The sequence below is a fragment of the Stenotrophomonas sp. Sm6012 genome (assembly GCF_030985895.1).
Classification (GTDB): domain Bacteria; phylum Pseudomonadota; class Gammaproteobacteria; order Xanthomonadales; family Xanthomonadaceae; genus Stenotrophomonas; species Stenotrophomonas forensis.
In genome coordinates this window covers 59,776-77,662 of sequence record NZ_JAPTFX010000004.1, presented here as the reverse complement: position 1 = coordinate 77,662, position 17,887 = coordinate 59,776, and the positions used below count along the sequence as shown (strand labels likewise).

Here is a 17,887-nt window from a genome sequence, read left to right as displayed (position 1 = left end):
CGCTGTGGCGCCGGCCTTTTTGCGTGGGTCGAGCTCAGCGTTTCAGCTGGCCTTGCCCTGTGCGTCCAGGTAGCGCTCGGCATCCAGTGCGGCCATGCAGCCGAAGCCGGCCGAGGTGATTGCCTGGCGGTAGTGCTGGTCGGCCACGTCGCCGGCCGCGAACACGCCTTCCACCGAGGTCTGGGTGGCGTTGCCGCCCAGGCCCGAACGGATTTCCAGGTAGCCGTTGTTCATCGCCAGCTGGCCGTCGAACAGGGTGGTGTTCGGGTGGTGGCCGATGGCCACGAAGAAGCCGTGGGCGTCGATGTCGCGGGTGCTGCCGTCCAGGGTGGACTTCACGCGCACGCCGGTCACGCCGGCATCGTTGCCCAGCACTTCCTCCACCTGGTGGTGCCAGACGGTCTCGATCCTGCCTTCGGCCACCTTCTTGAACAGCTTGTCCTGCATGATCTTTTCCGCCTTCAGGGTGTCGCGGCGGTGGACCAGGTAGACCTTGCGGGCGATGTTGGACAGGTACAGCGCCTCTTCCACGGCGGTATTGCCGCCGCCGACCACGACCACGTCCTGGTCGCGGTAGAAGAAACCGTCACAGGTGGCGCAGGCGGACACGCCGCGGCCCTTGAACTCGTCCTCGGTCGGGATGCCCAGGTACTTGGCGGTGGCGCCGGTGGCGATGATCAGGGCATCGCAGGTGTACTCGTGGCTGTCGCCGATCAGCTTGAACGGGCGCTGCGACACGTCGGCGGTATGGATGTGGTCGAAGATGACTTCCGTCTCGAAACGCTCGGCATGGGCCTGCATGCGCGCCATCAGGTCCGGGCCCATCAGGCCGTGGGCGTCACCGGGCCAGTTGTCCACCTCGGTGGTGGTCATCAGCTGGCCGCCCTGCTGCAGGCCGGTGATGACGACCGGCTTCAGGTTGGCACGGGCGGCGTAGACGGCGGCGGTCCAGCCGGCCGGGCCGGAACCGAGGATGACGAGGCGCTGGTGGCGGGAGGGCAGGCTGGTGCTCATGTAGACTCGCGAAAAGGTAGATGGGACAAGGCGCTGGCGATGTTTGCGCAGCATCCGTGGCTGGTCATAGAGTGGCGGCTGGGGCAGGGCGATTCAAGCCGATGAACAGAACGCCGTCATCCAGCGGTGGTTGCGGCGCCCCGGATGCCCCGTGAAACGTCGCATAACTGAAAACTGACGCCGTCTCATTTATTATCAATCACTAACAGCGCATTCCAAAGGTATGGTCTAAGGTGGCGAAGCAGGTCCCCGAACGCTCCAAGTCCGACGACAGCAAGGCGTCACGTCGCACGGCCGCGGCGGCGACGACCGACAATCCACGCCGCCAACGCCTCTGGCGCGACCTTGGCCTGATCGCCATCGCGCCGGCCCTGCTGTACCTGGCGGCCAGTCTGTTCACCTATTCAGCCACCGACCCGGGCTGGTCGCATACCGGCAGCGTGGTCGCGCCGGTACACAACCTGGGCGGTCGCGCCGGGGCCTGGATCGCCGACGTGCTGCTGCAGCTGTTCGGCTACGTTGCCTTCCTGCTGCCGGTGGTGCTGGGCGCCCTGGCGTGGATCGCCATGTTCGGCCTCAAGCGCGAGAGCAAGGGCGAGAACGACCTGGACCCCGCGCTGCGCCTGGTCGGGCTGGTCGGCTTCCTGATCGCCGGCACCGGCTTCCTGCATGTGCGCCTGTTCAGTGGCGATGTGTCCAGCGCCGGCGGCATTCTGGGCAAGCTGGTCGGCAATTCGCTCACGGTGGGCTTTGGTGCGCTGGGCGCGAACCTGTTCGTGCTGGTGCTGCTGCTGGCCTCGATCACCCTGGCCACCGGGCTGTCCTGGTTCACGGTGATGGAGAAGATCGGCCGCGGCGTGATGTCGCTGGCACCGTTGCTGGCGCGCAAGAAGGAAGAAGTCACCGAGTGGCAGCAGACCCGGGTGATGCGCGAGGAGCGCCAGGAGGTGCGCAAGGCCGATGCCGAGGTGCGCGCCAAGCGCGAGCCGGTGAAGATCGAGCCGCGCCCCGAGCCGGTGATCGAGAAGAGCGACCGGGCCAAGCGCGACACGCAGATCCCGATGTTCCGTGGCGTCAACGGCGATGGCTCGGACCTGCCGCCGCTGGCCCTGCTGGACGATCCCAAGCCGCAGCCGGTGGGCTATGACAAGGAAACCCTGGACGCGCTGTCGCGGCAGATCGAGTTCAAGCTGAAGGATTTCCGCATCGAGGCGCAGGTGGTTGGCGCCAATCCCGGCCCGGTCATCACCCGCTTCGAGATCGAGCCGGCACCGGGCATCAAGGTCAGCCAGATCAGTTCGCTGGACAAGGACATCGCGCGCGGCCTGTCGGTGAAGTCGGTGCGTGTGGTGGACGTCATTCCGGGCAAGTCGGTGATCGGCCTGGAAATCCCCAACGTCACCCGCGAGATGATCTACCTGTCCGAGCTGCTGCGCTCCAAGGAATACGACAAGTCGGCCAGCGTGCTGACCCTGGCGCTGGGCAAGGACATCGCCGGGCGCTCGACCGTGGCCGACCTGGCGCGCATGCCCCACCTGCTGGTGGCCGGTACCACCGGTTCGGGCAAGTCGGTGGCGGTCAACGCGATGGTGCTGAGCCTGCTGTTCAAGGCCTCGCCCAAAGACCTGCGGATGCTGATGATCGACCCGAAGATGCTCGAACTGAGTGTCTACCAGGGCATCCCGCACCTGCTGGCGCCGGTGGTCACCGACATGAAGGAGGCTGCCAACGGCCTGCGCTGGTGCGTGGCCGAGATGGAGCGCCGCTACAAGCTGATGAGCGCGGTGGGCGTGCGCAACCTGGCCGGCTTCAACAAGAAGGTGAAGGAAGCCCAGGACGCCGGCCAGCCGTTGATGGACCCGTTGTTCAAGCCGAACCCGGAACTGGGCGAGGCGCCGCGCCCGCTGGAGACGCTGCCGTTCATCGTCATCTTCATCGACGAATTCGCCGACATGATGATGATCGTCGGCAAGAAGGTGGAAGAGCTGATCGCGCGCCTGGCACAGAAGGCGCGTGCGGCCGGCATCCACCTGATCCTGGCCACGCAGCGCCCGTCGGTGGACGTGATCACCGGCCTGATCAAGGCCAACATCCCGACCCGCATTGCCTTCCAGGTCAGCTCGAAGATCGACTCGCGCACCATCCTCGACCAGTCCGGCGCGGAAACCCTGCTGGGCCACGGCGACATGCTGTACCTGCCGCCGGGCACCGCCATGCCCGAGCGCGTGCACGGTGCCTTCGTTTCCGACGAGGAAGTGCACCGCGTGGTCGAACACCTCAAGGCGATGGGCCCGGCCGACTATGTCGACGGCGTGCTGGACGAAGTGCAGACGATGGGTGACGGCGTGGTCGTTGGCGCCACCGGCCTGCCCGAGAACAGCTCCGCCGGCGATGAGTCCGACCCGTTGTATGACGAAGCGCTGCGGGTGGTCACCGAGACCCGCCGCGCCTCGATTTCCGGCGTGCAGCGCCGGCTGAAGATCGGCTACAACCGTGCAGCGCGACTGATCGAGGCCATGGAAGCGGCCGGCGTGGTCAGTGCGCCCGAGCACAATGGCGACCGCACGGTGCTGGCACCGCCGCCGCCGAAGTAAGACCCGACGTATCCCCCACGACGTCCAAGGAACCGACGCATGCTTCACCCCGTACCCAGCGCGCTGGCACTGGCGCTGGCAGCTTTCCTGGCTGCCGGCCCGGCACTGGCAGACACCGCCACCTCCGCGCCCGCTACGGCGCCGCCTTCCACCAGCGGCGACACCGAAGCCAGCAACAATTTCAGCATTGTCCGTTACCGCGCCGACTACCAGGTGCGGCCCGATGCGGGCAATGTGCAGACCGAAACCTACGAAGTCCTGCTCAAGACCAAGGCCTCCGTCGAGCAGTTCAGCCAGGTGCGGCTGAGCTACAGCGAGAAGATGGAGACGCTGGAAGTGCTGGGCGCCTATACCATCACCGCCGACGGCCAGCGCCGCGACGTGCCGGCCGACCGCATCTACACCCAGGAGAGCTACTCCAGCGCTTCGGCGGCGATGTATGCCGACCGCAAGGTGCGGGTGATCGTGTTCCCGAACCTGGCCCCGGGCACGCGCCTGTACTACCAGGTGCGCCGCACCCAGGCCACGCCGTACTTTCCCGGTTATTTCGGCTTGTGGGAGACCTTCAATGTGTTCACCGAGTACGAGGACGCCGAGGTCACCCTCAGCGCACCGGCCAACCTGCCGATGTTTGTCGACAGCCGCGGCGTGCAGGGCAGCGATCGCCCGACGGTGAAGAACGGCCAGGCGCAGTGGCGCTGGCGCTACCAGCGCCACGAGGCGATGCCGGCGCAGAACTGGTCGGCAGCGGGCTGGGAGTTCGGCCCGAACATCATGGCCAGCACGTACCGTGACTGGTCGCAGATGGGGCGCGCCTACCAGCTCAAGGCGGGCCCGGCGGCGCAGGTCACCCCGGAGCTGCAGGCACTGGCCGACCAGGTGACCGCCGGCATCAGCGACCGCCGCGAGCAGGCCGATGCGCTGTACCGCTGGGTGGCGCAGAACATCCGCTACGTGGCGGTGTACCTGGGTAATGGTGGACTGGAGCCGAACAGCGCGCAGAGCATCCTCGACAACCACTATGGCGACTGCAAGGACCACGTGACGATCCTGGAGGCGCTGCTGGCGGCCAAGGGCATCGCCAGTTCACCGGTGCTGATCGGCGCCGGTGGCGGCCCGACCCTGCCGAAGATTCCGGTGCTGGGCCGCTTCAACCACGCCATCACCTACATCCCCGAGTTTGATCTGTACCTGGATTCGACCACCGCGTGGGCACGCTTCGGCCAGCTGCCCGAAGGTGACCTCGGTGCCCCGGTGATGCGTACCCGCAATGCCACGCTGGCGCGTACCCCGGCCAACACGCCGCAGCGCAATGCCACGTCGATGGAGGTGCGCTTCACCTTCGATACCAATGGCAACCTGCGCGGCGAGACCGTGCCGAAGCTGGGCGAGAATGCCGAGATCGGCATGCGTGCGCAGTTCGCCCAGCTCAATGCGCAGAACCGTGCGCGCGCTGAGGAGCAGATCATGGCCGCGTCCGGTTTCGATGGGCGAGGGCAGCTGCAGATCCAGGGCGTACCGGTCGACCTGACCCGGCCGTTCGGCTACCGCATGGCCTTCCAGGCCGAGGACTATGCCGACTTCAGCGTGGCCGGCGGCATGGCCGTGCCCGATCCGCCGGGCGGCGAGTCGGTGCGCGGCCTGTACGCCACCGCCTCGGCGCCGGCCAACGAGACGCCGTTCTACTGCAATGCCAGCCTGCGCGAGGAAACCTATCGCCTGCAGTTTCCGGCCAATGCGCCGATCATCGCCATCCCGGCCAGCCAGCGCTTCAGCAACGCCGCCGGTGAGTACCGGGTGGACTGGAGCCGCGAGGGCCAGGACGTGATCGTGCGCCATCGCCTGCAGCAGAACGCGGTGCGCGGGCCGGAGGCGTTGTGCCAGCCGCAGGACTACCCGGCGTTCCGCGCGCTGTACCGCGAAGTGCGTCGCGGCTTCCGCGGGCAGGTGCTGTACGGCAAGCTGCCTGCGGCAGGCGGCTGAATCGCCGATGGACGTTCGGGGCGGCATAATGTCGCCCTGATCGCCCATTCATCTTTGCCCGGGCACACTGGCTACCACCTTTCCTGGCGCATGCGCCCACAGGATTCCTGCATGAACTTCCGCGTCCGTCGTTTCCTTGCCACCACCACCCTTGCCGTCGCCTGTGCTGCTGCCGGCAGCGCCTGGGCCGGTGCCCGTGAAGACCTGAAGAGCTTTACCAGCGGCCTGAAGGGCCTGGATGGCCAGTTCAGCCAGCAGGTGTTCGACAGCCGCGGCAAGGTGAAGGAATCGACCAGCGGCCGTGTGGCCCTGTCTGCGCCGCGCCTGTTCCGCTGGGAGTACGTGCGCCCGCACGAACAGCTGATCGTGGCCGACGGCAAGAAGGTCTGGATGTACGAGCCGGACCTGGAACAGGCCACCGTGCGCGAGCAGGGCAAGGAAGAGCAGAACAGCCCGCTGACCGCGCTGATCAATCCGGCGCTGCTGGAGCAGCAGTACGACGTCAGTGAAGAGGCCGCGCAGCGCGACGGCCTGCAGTGGTTGTCGCTGTCGCCGAAGCGCGAGACCGAAGCCAGCTTCCAGTACGCCGCGCTGGGCTTCAACGCCCAGGGGCTGGCCAAGATGGAAATCACCGACGCGGTCGGCCAGCGCACCGTGATCACCTTCAGCGGCTGGAAGCGCAACCCGGGCTTCGCCGCCGGCACCTTCAGCTTCACCCCGCCGAAGGGCACCGACGTCATCGGCAACTGATCGGGGACGCCGGGCCTGGCCCGGCGCTACCTGGGTGCCAACCGGCACCGCCTTGGTGGGTGTCAACCGGAACCGAATTGGTCGGTGTCAACCGGAACCGAATTGGTGGGTGTCAACCTTGGTTGACACGCTTTTGATCTGCCGGCCAGCGGCCGGCACTACCGATCATGGCCCGGCCGCCGTGGTGGGTGCCAACCTTGGTTGGCACGCTCTCGCGGTACAATGGCCCTGTGCCAAGACATCGTTCAACTTCCTTCCCCGGCCCCGATCTGCTGAGCGTCGATCGGGAACATCTGCGCCCGCTGGCCGAGCGCATGCGCCCGCGAACCCTCGACGAAATGGTCGGGCAGAAGCGCCTGCTGGCGCCGGATAGCGCGCTGCGCCGCGCGGTCGAATCCGGTCGCGTGCATTCGATGATCCTGTGGGGGCCGCCGGGTTGCGGCAAGACCACACTGGCGCTGCTGTTGGCCGAGTATTCCGACGCCGAGTTCCGTGCCATCTCCGCCGTGCTGTCCGGCCTGCCGGAAGTGCGCCAGGTACTGGCCGAGGCCGCGCAACGCTTCGCCGAAGGCCGGCGCACCGTGCTGTTCGTGGACGAGGTGCATCGCTTCAACAAGGCGCAGCAGGACGCGTTCCTGCCGCACATCGAGCGCGGCACCATCCTGTTCGTTGGCGCCACCACCGAGAATCCGTCGTTCGAACTGAACTCGGCGTTGCTGTCGCGCTGCCGCGTGCATGTGCTGGAGGGCGTCTCGCCCACCGACATCGTCGAAGCACTGGAACGTGCGCTGAGTGACCGTGAGCGCGGCCTGGGCGAAGAGGGCATCGAGGTCGCTCCCGAGCTGCTGCTGGAAATCGCCACCGCCGCCGATGGCGACGTGCGACGTGCGCTGACCCTGCTGGAAATCGCCGCCGAACTGGCGGGTGGCGAGGGTGGCCGCATCACCCCGCAGACCCTGACCCAGGTGCTGGCCGATCGCACCCGACGCTTCGACAAGGGCGGCGAGCAGTTCTACGACCAGATCTCGGCGCTGCACAAGTCTGTGCGCAGCTCGAACCCTGATGCCGCGCTGTACTGGCTGACCCGCATGCTTGATGGTGGCTGCGATCCGTCCTACCTGGCGCGTCGCCTGACCCGCATGGCCATCGAGGACATCGGCCTGGCCGATCCGCGTGCGCAGAGCATGGCGCTGGAAGCCTGGGACATCTACGAGCGGCTGGGCAGCCCGGAGGGCGAGCTTGCGTTCGCCCAGCTGGTGCTGTACCTGGCCAGCACCGCCAAGTCGAATGCCGGCTATGCGGCGTTCAACCAGGCCAAGGCCGACGTGCGCGAGAGTGGCACCGAAGAGGTGCCGCTGCACCTGCGCAATGCGCCGACCAAGCTGATGAAGGAGCTCGGCTACGGTGCCGAGTACCAGTACGACCACGACGCCGAAGGCGGCATTGCGCTGGACCAGACCGGCTTCCCGGATGCGATGGGCGAGCGCGTGTACTACAACCCGGTGCCACGCGGCCTGGAAATCAAGCTGAAGGAAAAGCTGGACCGGCTGCGCGCGGAGCGCGAAGCGGCCAGGGCGGCAAAAGGCCGTTGAGCCCGCTTTTTTGGCACACTGCGCGGCTTCTCTTTTCAAGGATCGATGCCGTGCAGGAAATGATTCTGCCGTTGAAGCGCTACGCCCAGTTCGAGGGCCGCGCCAACCGCCGCGAGTACTGGATGTACCAGCTGTTCCTGTTCCTGCTCGCAACCGCAGTGATGCTGCTGGCCGGCGTGCTGGCAATCCTCCTGCGCAACAGTGCCGATGCACTGGCCGGCATCCTGATCGGCATGGTGGTGCTGCTGGGTGTGATGTGGCTGGCCACGATCGTGCCGTTGATTGCCGTGACCGTGCGCCGCCTGCATGACTGCAACCAGTCGGGCTGGCTGTTCCTACTGGCACTGGTGCCGGGCGGTGGCATCGTGATCATGATCTTCTCGCTGCTGCCGGGTACGCCGCAGGAAAATCCGTATGGCCCGGTGCCCACGGGGCCGTGATGCTGCACGAGTCGAGCATGGCTCGACGCTACAGAGGCAAAGAAAAGAAGCCGGCGTTTGGCCGGCTTCGTCTTTACTTGATGGTGCAATCGCCGAAAGACAGGTAGTCCGTGCCGGAGCTGAACTGCAGCGTGCAGCTGGCGCTGAAGACAGCGCCTTCTTCCAGTGCGCCCAGTTTGGCCGCCTGCTGATCATCGGAGGTGGTCAGCCGGGCCAGGACATTGCCCTGGTCATCGCCGGCCTCGATGAGCGGTTCGCCCGCCATGTTGCTGGAAACGCCCAGCGCCACGGCGGTGAAGGTCACCGTCTGGTTGAGTTCTTCCATGCTCAGCGTGGAATTGCCGGCTTCTTCAAAGGCCTGGTAGAGCGTCGGAAGATCCTGTGCGGCATGGGCGGCCAGCGGCGCGAGCAGGCCGAGGGTGAGGGCAATCAGTGCGGTGTGCTTCAAGGGGTCTCACAATCATGGGATCCGATCCCATGGCGGTCGTGGCGCGGATGAACGCGACCCGGTCGGCGGCAGACGGCCCGCCCTCCATGGCAGCGTTGGAAGCGGGGCGGTCCAATGCCCCCGTGTGCGGCAAAATAGGTGAAATTCCGCCCCCTGTGCAAGCGGGCATGCGCGCGCGTGATACACAGTGTGACGTGTGATCGATGTGATAATCATTCGCGTTTGAGGTAGACTGCGGTCCCTTGTGAACCGGCGGCCGTGGGCCGCTTCTGCCGCCGCTGATGAAGCATTTCGTCCTGCCTTCGCGCCGGGGCCGGTTGGCCCGCGGCCTGGCCGCCTTGATGATGGGTCTGCTCCTGGCCACTCCGTACGCCCATGCGCAGCAGCGCAATCCGCTGCAGAAGATCGGCCACACCGTGCTCGATGAGCCGGCGGCCAGCTATCGCTTCGAGCATTTCGTGGTGGACAGCCCTGACCAGCAACGCCGCTGGCGGGTGAACGTGGCGATCCCGGCCCATGCTGGCAAGGCGCCGTTGCCGGTGTTGTATGCGCTGGATGGCAATGCCGTGGCCATGGTACTGGACCAGCCGATCCTGGCCGAGCTGGCGGCACGCAAGGCGCCGCCGGTGCTGGTGCTGATCGGCTACGACAACGACCTGCGCATCGATTCGAAGGCGCGCACCCGCGACTACACCGCGTGGATCGATCGCGCCGACGACGAGAGCGGCACGACCCAGGCGGTGGGAGGCGGCGCTGCAGCGTTCCTCGATGTGATCGAACGCCGGATCAAGCCGGAAGTCGAGCGTCGCGCACGCATCGATGCGCAACAGCAAGCGCTGTGGGGCCACTCGCTGGGTGGCCTGTTCGTGCTCAATGCGCTGTACACCCGCCCCGCAGCCTTCCAGTCCTATCTAGCGGCCAGTCCGTCGCTGTGGTGGAGCCAGGGTGCGGCGCTGGGCGATCCGGAACAGCAGTTCGTGCAGAATGTGCATGGCCAGCACGCAACGCTCTGGTTGATGCTGGGCGGTGCCGAGCGCGTCGGTGACCGCGGCAAGCGCGACATGAACAATCCGCGCGTGGTCGCGCACCTGCGCCGCATTGGCGGCGCCACCCCGGACGCAGCGATGCAGCTGTCCGAGCGGCTGGGCAAGGTGCCCGGACTGAGCGTGCACTACCGCGAGTTTCCCGGCCTTGGCCACGGCCCGATGCTGCCGGCCTCGTTCTACGCTGCACTGCATGAGCTGTATGGCGTCACCGATCGCAGCGCGGGCGATGGCGCTCCCAGTGGCGGTGACAACGCCGCCGAATGAATTCCCTCGCACGCGATGCCGTGCGACCCCACTACCCAGGCGAGGCTGCCGGCGTGCAGCGGCCCAGGCAACCGATGAATCCCGCGTCACGTGGCGCGGCCTACGTGTGCAAGGAGCCTTCCATGTCGTTCCGTCCGTCTTTCCGTCTCACTTCCCTGGCCGCCGGCCTGCTGCTGGCGGTGACTGCCACCGCGCAGCCGGTGTTCGACCAGCCGGCCAACGCCACCTTCAAGGGCGAGGTTGTCTCACGTGGTGAGAACGTGGTTCCCGGCAGTACCGCCGACGTGGTCGGTCGCGGATTCGTGCCGGGCCAGAAGGTCAGCCTGCTGCGTGGCGACAGCGTGCTCAACGCGCAGCCGCTGGTGGTCGACGCCGATGGCAACTTCAAGACCCAGCTGAGCATTCCGACCGATGCGGTGCCGGGCACCCACCCGGTGGTGGTGCGTGCCAGCCAGCCGGCCGCAGCCACGGTGCTGAAGCTGCGCGTCTCGCCGCAGCTGCCGCTGTCGGGCCAGGCGCAGTTCGCCACCCAGTCCAACAAGCTGGTGCCGGGCCTGTACCAGTCCGCCTACAGCGCCGCCAGCAACGCGGTGTTCGTGACTTCGGCGGTGGGCCGCCCGCCGGTGACCCAGTCGCAGCTGCTGAAGCTGGACCCGAAGACGCTGAAGGTGACCACGGCGATCACCCCCGCCCAGGTGCCGGGCAGCACCAATGGCGCGGTGTATGCGGTCTACGGCGTCGGCGTGGATGACACCAACGGCAACGTCTGGGTCACCAATACCCGGCAGAACTCGATCGCGGTCTATCGCCAGAAGGATCTGTCACTGGTCCACCAGTTCCCGGTCGATGCCGTGCCGCACGCGCGCGACGTGGTGGTCGACGGCACCCACGGCAAGGTGTTCGCCTCGGCGACGGGTGAGGACCACCTGTCGGTGTTCGACGCCAAGACCTTCAAGGAATTGCCGGCGGTGACGCTGGAGTCCGGCGTCGATGACGGCAAGTTCACCCCGATGAGCCTGGTGCTGGACGAGAAGGGCGGCAAGCTGTTCACCGTCAGCATCGGTACGCCGGAAGCGGCGGTGATCGACGTGGCCAGCGGCAAGGTCGACAAGGTCATCGACCTGGGCAATTCGATCAGCGCCTCCGGCGTCGCCTTCGATGCGGAACGCAACCGCCTGTACGTTGCCTCGCAGGGCACCGACAACCTGTTGATCGTGGATGTGGCCGCCGGCAAGGTGCTGCACGACGTGCCGGTTGGTGCCGGTGCGCTGAACGTGGCCTTCGATGATGCCTCCGGCCTGGCCTACGTCAGCAATCGCGGCGCCGGCACTGTCACCGTGGTCAACGGCGACGGCAAGGTGGTCGCCAACCTCGATGGCGGCACGCTGCCGAACCACGTCCGCGCCGATGGCAAGGGGAATGTGTTCGCGGTGAACAAGTCGCGCGGTGCCGAAGACCCGAAGGGTGACCGCATCACCCGCATCACCCCGAAGCAGTAAGTAACCGGGCCGGGCGGCGCGTGTGCTGCCCGGCCAGCAAGGAGAACCTCCATGAACATCGCGTCCCGTCTGCGCCTGTGTGCGCTTCCCCTGGCTGTTTCGCTGGCGCTGTCCGCCTGCGGCGGAGCGCCGGCCCCGTCCGAGGGCCAGAAGCCTGCCGAGGCGCCGGGCGCCACGGCGGCGGCTGAAGGTGCGTTGCCGGCAGGCTGGCAGCACGTGGCCGGTGCCGAGATGCCGGCCGTGCACGACCAGAAGGCTGTGCTGCCGGCCAAGGTGCATTCCGATGACGGCGCCGATATCGAGGTGGCCGACACCAGCCGCATCATCGCCGGTGGCGACGATGTCATTGCGGTGATCGAGGCGCTGGGCCTTGGCAAGCAGGTCTTCGCCGCGCCGACCAACACCACCACCCAGGCGGGCCTGGCCGCGCCGCACCAGTTCCTGTTCAATCGCACCACCGGCGTAGAGGGCGTGCTGAGCCTGCAGGGCTCGCTGTTCCTGGGCAACAGCCTGCGCCGCCATACCGAGCTGGCGAAGAAGCTGCGCGAAGTGGGCGAGCCGGCGGTGGTCATCGACGATCTGCAGCCGGCACCTGACAAGGTGCGCAAGGTCGCCGCTGCACTCGGGCTGGCCGAGGCAGGGCAGGCGCTTGCCACGCAGGTGCAGCGTCAGCTCGATGAGGCTGCAGCGATTGGCAAGGGCCTGGGCCATGCGCCGCGCGTGATCCACGTCTCTGCGACCGGCGCCGGTGGCGCGCCGACGGTGGCCGGTGCCGACAGCGCCTCGGCGCAGCTGATCGCACTGGCCGGTGGCGTCAACATCGGTACCGAAGCGGGGGTGAAGAACTACTCGCAGCTGAGCAACGAGGGCGTGGTCGCGGCAGCACCGGAGGTGATCGTGGTGACCGAGCATGACCTGCAGCTGTTCGGCGGGGCCGAAGGCCTGTGGAAGTCCTATCCGACGCTGAAGCAGACCCCGGCCGGGCAGGCCAATCGGGTCTGGGTGATGCCGGACGTGCAGCTGAAGTACACCAGCGTCGGTTCCGGTGCCGGTGCGCTGGCGCTGGCCAAGGCCCTGGCGGCGTTGCCGAAGGCATGAGTCCGGCGGATCGGCGCCGCCGTCGCGGGCGGGTGATGTTGATGGTGGCGTTGCTGGCACTGCTGGGGGCGGTGCTGGCGTCGTTTGCCGTGGGTCCGTTGCGGTTGCCACCGCTGGAGGTGGTGCAGGCGCTGGGGGTGAAGCTGGGCCTGCTCGATCCGCAGGCGGTCAGCAGTCGCGACCTGGCCGTGGTCTGGCAACTGCGCATCCCGCGTGCGCTGCTCGGTGCGATGGTCGGCGCATCGCTGGCGATGGCCGGCGCCAGCCTGCAGGGCTTGTTCGGCAATCCCCTGGCCGATCCGGGCATCGTTGGCGTCAGCCAGGGCGCGGCACTGGGTGCAGTGGCCGCCATCGTGCTCGGTGCTGCCGGTGCGGCGGGCTGGCTGGTGCCGGTCGCCGCGTTCATTGGTGGCGCACTGGCGATCGGCCTGACCTACGCGTTGGCACGCCCGGGCAAGGGCAGTGGCAATGCCACCCTGTTGCTGGTGGGTATCGCAATGGCGGCGTTCTGCTCGGCGCTGATCGGCTTCCTTACCTACATTGCCAGCGAAAGCGAACTGCAATCGCTGGTGTTCTGGCAGATGGGCTCGCTGGCACGCGCCAACTGGGCCGATGTGGCAGCGGTGGTGCCGTTGTTCGCCATCGGCGTGTTCGCGCTGCAGCGGCTGGCCACACCCCTCGACATGCTGGCGCTGGGCGAGCGCCAGGCGCAGCACCTCGGCCTGGATGTGACCCGCACGCGTCGCCGCCTGGTCGCGTTCAGTGCGCTGCTGGTGGGCGCGGCGGTGGCCTTTGCCGGTTCGATCAGCTTCGTTGGCCTGGTGGTGCCGCACGTGGCGCGCCTGCTGGTTGGCCCCGGCCATCGCTGGCTGCTGCCGTTGTCCGGCCTGCTGGGCGCACTGCTGATCGTGGTGGCCGATACCGCGGCGCGCACGCTGGACCCGCCCGCTGAAATTCCGCTGGGCCTGTTCTCGGCTGCGCTGGGCGCGCCGTTCTTCCTCTGGCTGGTGCTGCAGCAGCGCCGCAAGGCCGCACCATGAGCGAACTGCTGAAACTGCACGAGGTGGTGGTGCGCCGCCAGCAGCGCGAGATCCTGCATGGCATCTCGCTGGCATTCGAGCCGGGGACGGTGACCGCGCTGGTGGGCCCGAATGGCGCGGGCAAATCCACGTTGCTGGCGGTGGCGGCCGGTGATCTTCGTGCCGATGCGGGCGAGGTGAGCCTGCGCGGCAAACCCTTGATAGGCTACAAAGCGGGGCCACTGGCACGCGAGCGCGCAGTGATGCCGCAGGAACATGGCGTGCGTTTCGCCTTCAGCGTGGAAGAGGTAGTGGCGATGGGGCGCTTGCCGCACCCGCCCGACCCGGTTGCCGATGATGCCCAGGTGGAAGCGGCGATCGATGCCGCCGAACTGCAGGCGCTGCGTCTGCGCGAAGTGCAGCAGCTGTCCGGTGGCGAGTCCGCACGCACCACGTTTGCGCGGGTGCTGGCGCAGGACACGCCGCTGCTGCTGCTGGATGAGCCGACCGCCGCGCTGGACCTGCGTCACCAGGAGCGGACCCTGCGCAGCGTGCGTGCCTGTGCCGAAGCCGGTGCCTGCGTGATCGTAGTACTGCACGATCTTAATCTGGCGGCCGGCTATGCCGACCGCATCGTGCTGCTGGAGCAGGGCAGGGTGGCCGCAGACGGTACGCCGCTGCAGGTGCTGACCGAGGACAACCTGCAGCGGGTCTATCAGCAGGATGTGGTGGTGCTGGAGCATCCGCGACGTGGTGTGCCGCTGGTGGTGGTGACCTGAGCGGACGTCCGTGTGCCTTCACCGCGTATCATCGCGGTTTCGTCTTCTTCAATGGACTGATCCCATGTTCCGTACCGCTCCGCGCGGCGTGCTGCTTGCCGCCCTGCTTGCTTCCGTATGTGCCGCCCATGCGGCTGCCACCTCTCCGGTTTCGCTGGCCGATGCAGCCGAGAACGCCTCGCTGATCGAGACGCGGCATTCAGAGGGTAAGGATGGCACCGTTACGTCGTTGAAGACGCAGTACTTCGCCAACGAGGAAATGTCGGTGAGTTGGGACGGCCAGCAGGTACTGGTGTTGTGCAAGGAAGCGGCCTATCTGAAGTTGCCTGCGGGCAAGACGGATGTCGGTTCGCTGACGACCGAGCAGCGGCAGATGATCGTCTACCAGGCACTGATGTCGGGATTGGGTGCGGTGGCAGGAGTGATCGGACCGGCGGGCGAGGTGGTCGCGGTCGCGGATGACGGCAGCGAAACCCGTGGTGTTGGCGAGAACACGTGGGCCTACGGTGTGGAGCGCCATGACGTCATCACTCAGCGCATGCCGGATGGAGCGCTGCGAGTATGGGCGCGCAAGACCGAGACCGTGAACAATGCCAAGCCCGCGTCGCCGGACGACATGTTCAGCACCGAGGACGACCAGGCGGCGAGACTGTCCGAGCTGCTACCGGTCGGCAGCTGGACCGAGGTGGTGATCCATGGCGGCCCGCGCCAGGCACAGGTGGATCCGGCGATGTCGCTGAAAGGATGGGTCTCGATGGGGGATGACCGTGCAGCGACCGTGGCGGAGGCCCGCACGCTGCATGGGTGCAAGTAAGGCGCCAGGGGCCGATTGCAGCCACCTCTGGAGTGGGTCTGCAGTGGTGCGCATCGTTCCATTGATGTGTGCAATATTCACTTGCGCGCCAGATTGGCAGGTCTAGAATGCGCCCCATGAACCGGATGCCGCTCCTGAAGTTTTTCACCCTGACCCGCGCAAGCGCGGAACGGGCGTGTCTGCCTGGAGCCCCACGAGGCCGTTGAAACGGCCATCGCTGGACCTTCGACAGAGCGCCCTCCGGGGCGCTCTTTTCGTTTCCGCAGTGCCATTTCGTAACCCGATGTACCGCAAGGAGAACGTGCCATGCACCAGATCGCCGAGACCGAACGCTAGCCGCGCGCCCTGTCGCCAACCGGGGTGCGCGGCCCCCGAAGTTGGCTTTGCAGGAACCTATTCATGAACACCCAGACCCTTTCCCGTCGCCGCAACCTCGGCATCATTGCCCACATCGACGCCGGCAAGACCACGCTGACCGAACGCCTGCTGTGGAAGAGCGGCGAGATCCATCGCGTCGGCGAAGTGCACGACGGCAATGCGACCACCGATTTCTCGGCGATCGAACGCGAACGTGGCATCACCATCGGCGCCGCCGCCGTGCAGGCGCAGTGGGCGCCGCGCGACCTGCCGGCGCATCGGTTGACGCTGATCGACACCCCAGGCCACATCGACTTCGCCATTGAAGTCGAGCGTTCGCTGCGCGTGCTCGACGGCGCCGTGGCCGTGTTCTCGGCGGTGGATGGCGTGCAGCCGCAGTCCGAGACCGTGTGGCGCCAGGCGCGCCGCCACCGCGTGCCGCTGATCGCGTTCGTCAACAAGATGGATCGCGTCGGTGCTTCCTTCGAGCGTGTGCTGGAGCAGCTGCACGACAAGCTGCGCGCGCGACCGTGGGCGCTGGGCGTGCCGCTGGGCAGCGAGAGCGACTTCAACGGCTGGGTCGACCTGGTCGATGAGCGTGTGCTGCAGTGGCACGACGGCGCTGCGGCGACGATCACCCCGTGGGACGACGCGGCGCGCACGCTGTGGCAGGCGCAGCGCGATGCGCTGGTCGAGGCCGTAGCCGACCACGATGAGGCACTTGCCGATGCATGGCTGGAAGGCCGGGTGATCGATGCGGAACAGCTGCGTGCAGCCATCCGGCGCGCAACGTTGGCCGGTGCCGGGGTGCCGGTACTGGCCGGCGCGGCGTTCAAGGACAAGGGCATCGAAACGCTGCTGGACGCGGTGGTCGATTACCTGCCATCGCCGCTGGATCGCCCGGCCGTGGTCGCTGAAAGCGAGGATGGCGAGGTGGTGCTGCCGCCGGATCCGGATGGTCCGTTGGCCGGCCTGTTGTTCAAGATCACCCACCAGCAGCACGGTGCGCTGAGCTTCGTGCGGCTGTACTCGGGCACCTTGAAGGTCGGCGATGCCGTGGCCAGTTCGCAGCATCCGCAGGGGCGGCGTGTGAGCCGCCTGGTGCGGGTGCAGGCCGACCAGACCCACGACATCGAACAGGCCGTGGCCGGTGACATCGTCGCGGTGCTGGGCTGGAAGGATGCGGTCAGCGGTGAAACGCTGAGCGGTCGCGCGCAGCCGCTGCGCCTGGAGAACATCCAGGCACAGGCACCGGTGCTGGCATGGCGGTTGGAGCCGGCGCGCGCCGCCGATCTGATCCGGATGGCGCAAGGGCTGGCCAGCCTGGCCCAGGAGGACCCGTCGTTCCGCGTCGAGACTGATCGCGATACGGCAGAAACCCTGGTCTGGGGCATGGGCGAGCTGCACCTGGAGGTGATGGTCGAGCGCCTGCGCAGCGAATGGAAGGTCGAGGTGGGCGTGGGTGCGCCGCGCGTGGCCTACCAGGAGACGCCGATGCGTGCAGTGGCCGGCGTGGTAGGGCGGCTGGTCAAGCAGACCGGAGGCCAAGGTCAGTTCGCGCAGGTGGTGCTGGACGTGGCGCCGCGCGAGGACGGTGAGGTCGTGTTCAACGATCGCATCGTCGGTGGCGTGGTGCCGCGCAGCTTCATCGCGGCGGTGGAGAAGGGCGTGCGCGCCGCGCTGTCGGAAGGCCCGCAGGGGCATCCGGTGGTCGGCATCGAGGTCAGCCTGGTCGATGGACAGACCCATGCCAAGGATTCCTCGGAAATGGCGTTCCATCGCGCCGGCGCCGAGGCGATCAAGGCGGCACTGGCAGAAGGCGGCACGCAGCTGCTGGAGCCGGTGATGGCGGTGACGGTGCATTCGCCCTCGGCGTCGGTGGGCGACGTGGTCGGCGACCTCAATCGCCGTCACGGCCGCATCGCCCGCATCGAGGACCAGGACGGTCGCGCCGAGGTCAGCGGATTCGCACCGTTGGCGCAGCTGGTGGGCTACACCACCTCGCTGCGTTCGCTCAGCCAGGGGCGGGCCAGCAGCGAGGCGCATCTGCACGGTTACGAGCCCGTACGCGCTGCATGAGGAAGGTGAAGGGAGTCCGTTCGCGGGCTCCCTTTTTTGTGTGGGCCTTGGTGAGGGCATCCACGCGTGGCCTGATTCTGCTGTGGGAGGCGTGATTCATTTGCACTGCAA

At 67.2% G+C, this 17,887-nt stretch carries 14 protein-coding genes; 12 read left to right on the top strand and 2 right to left on the bottom strand.

Annotated features, from left to right (window positions below; genetic code table 11):
* Nucleotides 1-42 precede the first annotated feature (42 nt).
* On the bottom strand, nt 43-1,014 hold the full coding sequence (trxB, locus tag O0J73_RS01780; RefSeq protein ID WP_008265109.1) for a thioredoxin-disulfide reductase: 972 nt from the start codon (nt 1,012-1,014) through the stop codon (nt 43-45).
* A 233-nt stretch (nt 1,015-1,247) separates the two neighbouring features.
* Here trxB and O0J73_RS01775 point away from each other — a divergent pair, with 233 nt between their 5' ends.
* From O0J73_RS01775 to O0J73_RS01755, 5 genes are all read left to right on the top strand, one after another.
* Nucleotides 1,248-3,608 carry a DNA translocase FtsK 4TM domain-containing protein gene (locus O0J73_RS01775; RefSeq protein ID WP_308307867.1) on the top strand — a complete coding sequence of 787 codons (2,361 nt, stop codon included), beginning with the start codon at nt 1,248-1,250 and terminating at the stop codon, nt 3,606-3,608.
* 39 nt (nt 3,609-3,647) lie between these two features.
* Nucleotides 3,648-5,591, top strand: a complete 1,944-nt coding sequence (locus O0J73_RS01770; protein WP_308307866.1) for a DUF3857 domain-containing protein — start codon at nt 3,648-3,650, stop codon at nt 5,589-5,591.
* A gap of 111 nt (nt 5,592-5,702) precedes the next feature.
* Entirely contained in the window at nt 5,703-6,341 is a 639-nt protein-coding gene (gene lolA / locus O0J73_RS01765; protein ID WP_006444852.1) for an outer membrane lipoprotein chaperone LolA, read from the top strand.
* A gap of 314 nt (nt 6,342-6,655) precedes the next feature.
* Entirely contained in the window at nt 6,656-7,933 is a 1,278-nt protein-coding gene (locus O0J73_RS01760) for a replication-associated recombination protein A (RefSeq protein WP_308307865.1), read from the top strand.
* Nucleotides 7,934-7,983: 50 nt separating this feature from the next.
* Nucleotides 7,984-8,373 (top strand): DUF805 domain-containing protein, encoded by a 390-nt coding sequence (locus tag O0J73_RS01755; protein WP_006444964.1) that lies wholly within the window; start codon nt 7,984-7,986, stop codon nt 8,371-8,373.
* Between the two features lie 73 nt (nt 8,374-8,446).
* Here O0J73_RS01755 and O0J73_RS01750 read toward each other — a convergent pair whose 3' ends face one another.
* The gene (locus tag O0J73_RS01750) at nt 8,447-8,821 is read right to left on the bottom strand and encodes a hypothetical protein (protein WP_279944765.1); all 375 of its coding nucleotides are present in this window, start codon (nt 8,819-8,821) and stop codon (nt 8,447-8,449) included.
* Nucleotides 8,822-9,102: 281 nt separating this feature from the next.
* Here O0J73_RS01750 and O0J73_RS01745 point away from each other — a divergent pair, with 281 nt between their 5' ends.
* From O0J73_RS01745 to fusA, 7 genes are all read left to right on the top strand, one after another.
* Nucleotides 9,103-10,131 (top strand): alpha/beta hydrolase-fold protein, encoded by a 1,029-nt coding sequence (locus tag O0J73_RS01745; protein ID WP_308307864.1) that lies wholly within the window; start codon nt 9,103-9,105, stop codon nt 10,129-10,131.
* Between the two features lie 122 nt (nt 10,132-10,253).
* Nucleotides 10,254-11,630, top strand: a complete 1,377-nt coding sequence (locus O0J73_RS01740) for an ATP-binding protein (RefSeq protein WP_308307863.1) — start codon at nt 10,254-10,256, stop codon at nt 11,628-11,630.
* 51 nt (nt 11,631-11,681) lie between these two features.
* Nucleotides 11,682-12,728, top strand: coding sequence for an ABC transporter substrate-binding protein (locus O0J73_RS01735; RefSeq protein WP_308307862.1), 1,047 nt, complete (start codon nt 11,682-11,684; stop codon nt 12,726-12,728).
* The gene (locus O0J73_RS01730) at nt 12,725-13,768 is read left to right on the top strand and encodes an iron ABC transporter permease (protein ID WP_049458106.1); all 1,044 of its coding nucleotides are present in this window, start codon (nt 12,725-12,727) and stop codon (nt 13,766-13,768) included. Before O0J73_RS01735 ends, O0J73_RS01730 begins: the two co-directional genes overlap by 4 nt.
* The gene (locus tag O0J73_RS01725) at nt 13,765-14,526 is read left to right on the top strand and encodes a heme ABC transporter ATP-binding protein (protein ID WP_006445180.1); all 762 of its coding nucleotides are present in this window, start codon (nt 13,765-13,767) and stop codon (nt 14,524-14,526) included. The genes O0J73_RS01730 and O0J73_RS01725 overlap by 4 nt, the downstream gene beginning before the upstream one ends.
* A gap of 64 nt (nt 14,527-14,590) precedes the next feature.
* Nucleotides 14,591-15,340 carry a hypothetical protein gene (locus O0J73_RS01720; RefSeq protein ID WP_197562798.1) on the top strand — a complete coding sequence of 250 codons (750 nt, stop codon included), beginning with the start codon at nt 14,591-14,593 and terminating at the stop codon, nt 15,338-15,340.
* A 399-nt stretch (nt 15,341-15,739) separates the two neighbouring features.
* The gene (fusA, locus tag O0J73_RS01715) at nt 15,740-17,776 is read left to right on the top strand and encodes an elongation factor G (RefSeq protein ID WP_197562800.1); all 2,037 of its coding nucleotides are present in this window, start codon (nt 15,740-15,742) and stop codon (nt 17,774-17,776) included.
* Nucleotides 17,777-17,887 lie beyond the last annotated feature (111 nt).

What these genes read in the sequence shown, in the direction of transcription:
- trxB (WP_008265109.1), bottom strand. Translation starts at nt 1,014, where the DNA reads ATGAGCACCAGCCTGCCCTCCCGCCACCAGCGCCTCGTCATCCTCGGT.
- O0J73_RS01770 (WP_308307866.1), top strand. Translation starts at nt 3,648, where the DNA reads ATGCTTCACCCCGTACCCAGCGCGCTGGCACTGGCGCTGGCAGCTTTC.
- lolA (WP_006444852.1), top strand. Translation starts at nt 5,703, where the DNA reads ATGAACTTCCGCGTCCGTCGTTTCCTTGCCACCACCACCCTTGCCGTC.
- O0J73_RS01760 (WP_308307865.1), top strand. Translation starts at nt 6,656, where the DNA reads ATGCGCCCGCGAACCCTCGACGAAATGGTCGGGCAGAAGCGCCTGCTG.
- O0J73_RS01745 (WP_308307864.1), top strand. Translation starts at nt 9,103, where the DNA reads ATGAAGCATTTCGTCCTGCCTTCGCGCCGGGGCCGGTTGGCCCGCGGC.
- O0J73_RS01740 (WP_308307863.1), top strand. Translation starts at nt 10,254, where the DNA reads ATGTCGTTCCGTCCGTCTTTCCGTCTCACTTCCCTGGCCGCCGGCCTG.
- O0J73_RS01735 (WP_308307862.1), top strand. Translation starts at nt 11,682, where the DNA reads ATGAACATCGCGTCCCGTCTGCGCCTGTGTGCGCTTCCCCTGGCTGTT.
- O0J73_RS01730 (WP_049458106.1), top strand. Translation starts at nt 12,725, where the DNA reads ATGAGTCCGGCGGATCGGCGCCGCCGTCGCGGGCGGGTGATGTTGATG.
- O0J73_RS01725 (WP_006445180.1), top strand. Translation starts at nt 13,765, where the DNA reads ATGAGCGAACTGCTGAAACTGCACGAGGTGGTGGTGCGCCGCCAGCAG.
- O0J73_RS01720 (WP_197562798.1), top strand. Translation starts at nt 14,591, where the DNA reads ATGTTCCGTACCGCTCCGCGCGGCGTGCTGCTTGCCGCCCTGCTTGCT.
- fusA (WP_197562800.1), top strand. Translation starts at nt 15,740, where the DNA reads ATGAACACCCAGACCCTTTCCCGTCGCCGCAACCTCGGCATCATTGCC.